Genomic DNA, 3646 nt, shown 5'->3' on the forward strand with positions numbered 1-3646 from the left:
ATCACCAGCTTCCTCGGCGCGTGGGCCAGCTATTACCTGGACGGCGCCACCGGCGGCATTATCGTGGTCGCCCAGACGCTGCTGTTTCTGCTGGCGTTCGTCTTTGCGCCGAAGCACGGACTGCTTGCCAGCCGTCGTCGGGCGCGGGAGGCACACCCATGATGACGCTGCTCCTCGAACCCTTCCAGTTTGCGTTTATGAACAACGCGCTGCTGATTTCACTCCTGGTGGCCGTGCCCTGCGCGCTGCTGTCGGTTTTTCTGGTGCTGAAAGGCTGGGCGTTGATGGGCGACGCCATGAGCCACGCGGTGTTTCCCGGCGTCGTGCTGGCCTGGATGATGGGCCTGCCGCTGGCGCTGGGCGCGTTCGTGGCCGGTCTGTTCTGCGCGGTCGCCACCGGATACCTGAAGGATAACAGCCGCATCAAACAGGATACGGTCATGGGGATCGTCTTTTCCGGCATGTTCGGCGCCGGGCTGATCCTCTATATCGCCGTCAAACCTGAGGTGCATCTCGACCACATTCTGTTCGGCGATATGCTGGGTATTAACGGGATGGACATTCTGCAAAGCGGTCTCGTCGCGGGGATGATTGCGCTGGTGATTGGCCTGAAGTGGCGCGATTTTCTGCTGTTCTGCTTTGACTATCAGCAGGCGCAGGCGAGTGGCCTGCGCACCCGCTGGCTGCACTACGGCTTACTGTGCATGGTTTCGCTGACCATCGTCGCGACGCTGAAAGCGGTGGGGATCATTCTGTCGATTTCCCTGCTAATTGCGCCCGGCGCCGTGGCGGTGTTGATTACCCGACGCTTTCACATGGCGCTGCTGGTGGCGGTCGCCGTTTCAGCGCTGGTGTCGGTAAGCGGCGTTTATGCCTCGTTTTATCTCGACAGCGCGCCTGCGCCGACCATTGTGGTCCTGTTCGCGATGGTGTTTATCGTGACGTTTGTGGTGACCAGCGTGAAGGCTCGTCGCCAGGAGCGTGTGACAGCAGGGTGATGACCTGTTCGCCGTGCTGCTGCCAGTGCAGGCGGAAGGCGGTGCCTTCTTGAAAGTCTGCTAGTTGACAGGTCAATGCCAGCGTAAGCGTCTTATCGTCGAGCTTGGTAACGCGGGCGCAGTCAAAACCCATCCAGGCCTGTACCTGCGGAAAGAGGGCCTTAAACAGGCTCTCTTTGGCGCTGAAGACCAGCGTCAGGGCGAGGGCGAACGGGTATCCCAGGCGGGAAAGCACAGGTTCTTCCTGTGTATCAATGATGCCGTCTTTGATTTCCCTGGCTTCGTTTTCGGAGAGGATCGTTTCACAATCGATGCCGATAAGCACCGGGTATTGCGTGACGACGGCTATCGCCTGCGTGCCGCTGTGGGTGATGCTGCCGGAAATTCCTTGCGGCCAGAGCGGTTCCCCGCTGGGGCCGATGGCGGGCATGGTGTAGTCAGGTAAGGCGTGCGCGGCGGCGATGCGGCCTGCGAGGTGGTCGGCCTTGCGTTTGCGTCCGGCGTTAGCCAACTGGGCGTGGTGGGGGAGCCAGAGGAGATCGGCGTCCGTAAAGGTGGTGGGGTCGAAGGTGATGCGGTGGAGGGTGTGGCCAGCGAGAGAAAATGTGCTGTGGGTGGTGTGCATGGCTTTTCCTTCTGTATTGTGCGGCCTGATGCCCTCACCCCAGCCCTCTCCCAAAGGGAGAGGGAGCAAACACTAAAAACGGCAACGGGGTTGCCGTTTTGCTTTTACCTCGCCCTCACCCCGGCCCTCTCCCACAGGGAGAGGGGGAAGTCACTGCCTGTATCAGAACCTCGTATTTACGCTCATGTACCAGGTGCGACCCGGTTCATTATACGTATACGCACCCGCGCCGTACATATACGCACCCGTCGTGGTATTACCCGTGGTCTGGGCGTTACCCGCGCGCCACTGGCGCTTGTCGAAGACGTTGTCCACGCCGCCGGTCAGGCTGACGTTTTTGGTCACGTCCCAGGTCGCGCTCAGGCCAACGATGCTGTAGGGGCTGACTTCGTCTTTCTCAGACCCGGTCACCGGCTGACCTTTGTAGTTGTACTTCTTCGGCTGCTGCTTGCCGTACCAGGTGAAGGTCGACTGCAATGAGACATCCTGACGTACCTGCCAGCTCAGGGTTGAGTTCAGCGTATACTCCGGGATGATCGACAGACGATCGCCGGTCTCCTTGTTCTTACTTTGCAGCATGTAGGTGATGTTGTTGGTCCAGTTGATGGTGTCGCTGACCGGCACGTTCAGGGAGCCTTCCAGACCTTCCACCACCGCCTTCGGTACGTTTTCCCACTGGTAGATATCGGTGGTGACTTTGCCGGTGGACGTCTGGCCAATCGGCGCGTAGCCCGCTTCAATCTTGTTGCGGTAGTCGTTGCGGAACCAGGTCACGCCAGCCAGCCAGCCGTCGCGTTTCCACTCCAGGCCAATCTCTTTGTTGATACTAGTTTCCGCTTTCAGATCGTCGTTACCCATCATGTAGCAGCCCACGCCGTCGGAACTGGCGTAGCAGCCCTGGCCTTTACTGTACAGCAGGTAGTTCGGGTTGGTCTGATAGAGGCTAGGCGCTTTATAGGCGCGCGCGATGCCCATCTTCAGGGTGAAGTCATCCCCCAGACCTTGCGACAGGTTCAGGGACGGGCTCCAGTTATTACCCACAATAGTATGGTGGTCGAAGCGCAGGGCAGGGGTCAGCATGGTGCTGTCGGTCAGCTCCATGTTGTTTTCGGCAAACAGGGAGAAGATCTCCGCTGACGTGTACGGGCTACGATCTTCGCTCATGCCCGGGATGGGGCCCCCCTGCTGGGTTTGTGTAAAGGAGGTTGAGTCCTTCATGCGCTGCTGGTTCCACTCGGTGCCGAGCGTCAGGTTCTGGTTCACAATGAAATCAATCGGCAGGTTGATTTCGCTGTGCAGCATCACGTCGGCCAGATCGGTATCGGTGAATTTATTGCTGTTGAACAGGCCTTCCAGACCGCCTGCCAGCCCTTCACCCAGACGAGAGTTGCGGGTGTGCTCGTACTGCGCCCAGTTGCTGGTGGTGATGCCGTTATCCCAGCCGCCGTTCCAGGTCACGGCGAAGTTCTGACGATAGATACGGTTAGTCTCTTTACCGTAGTTCTTCTTCACCAGCGCGTTGTCGTTGTTGGTGTTCTGCGTGTCGCCCGCATACAGGTTGTTCTGGCGGCTGTAGCCCGCTTCAAACTCCAGCGACTGCATCGGCGCGAAGTCCCAGCGCACCACGCCGTTGATGTCTTTATTTTCCACACCTTCACGGCCTGCGGGCAGGGTGTTGGCGTAAGCGCCCGTGCGGTCAGACTGGTGACCCTGGTTGATATCCCACGCGTCGGCCTGGGTTTTATCCAGGTTACCGTACATGCGAAAGCTGAAATCCCCGCCCAGCGGGCCGCTCAGGCTGAAGTTGGTGCGTTTGGTGGAACCTTCGTCTTTATGCTCTGGCGCGTTCAGGTAGGTGTTCCAGGAGCCGTGCCACTGGTCGTCAAATTTTTTGGTGATGATGTTCACCACGCCGCCCGCCGCACCATTACCGTAGCGGGCAGCAGCCGGGCCACGGATCACTTCGATGCGCTCGATCATCTCCGGCGGGACCCAGCCGGTATCGCCGCGGGTATCACGCTCG

The 3646-nt window shown here is 59.4% G+C and carries 4 protein-coding genes; 2 read left to right on the top strand and 2 right to left on the bottom strand.

The annotated features are described in order from the left end of the window. Both DD606_RS24125 and DD606_RS24130 read left to right on the top strand, forming a co-directional pair. A partial coding sequence (locus tag DD606_RS24125; RefSeq protein WP_176691474.1) for a metal ABC transporter permease occupies window positions 1–162 on the top strand: 162 nt, incomplete at its 5' end. Further along, window positions 159–998 (top strand): metal ABC transporter permease, encoded by an 840-nt coding sequence (locus DD606_RS24130; RefSeq protein WP_047654089.1) that lies wholly within the window; start codon window positions 159–161, stop codon window positions 996–998. The genes DD606_RS24125 and DD606_RS24130, both read left to right, overlap by 4 nt. On the opposite strand, the gene entD is transcribed toward DD606_RS24130, so the two are convergent. Together entD and DD606_RS24140 are read right to left on the bottom strand one after the other, a co-directional pair. Continuing rightward, window positions 934–1623 carry an enterobactin synthase subunit EntD gene (entD, locus tag DD606_RS24135; RefSeq protein ID WP_129259326.1) on the bottom strand — a complete coding sequence of 230 codons (690 nt, stop codon included), beginning with the start codon at window positions 1621–1623 and terminating at the stop codon, window positions 934–936. The two genes, DD606_RS24130 and entD, sit on opposite strands and share 65 nt — an antisense overlap. Before the next feature lie 162 nt (window positions 1624–1785). Continuing rightward, window positions 1786–3646 (bottom strand): TonB-dependent siderophore receptor (locus DD606_RS24140; RefSeq protein ID WP_139158352.1); only part of this gene is annotated, 1861 nt, incomplete at its 5' end.

The sequence above is a fragment of the Enterobacter cloacae complex sp. GF14B genome (assembly GCF_004136805.1).
Classification (GTDB): Bacteria; Pseudomonadota; Gammaproteobacteria; order Enterobacterales; family Enterobacteriaceae; genus Enterobacter; species Enterobacter hormaechei_C.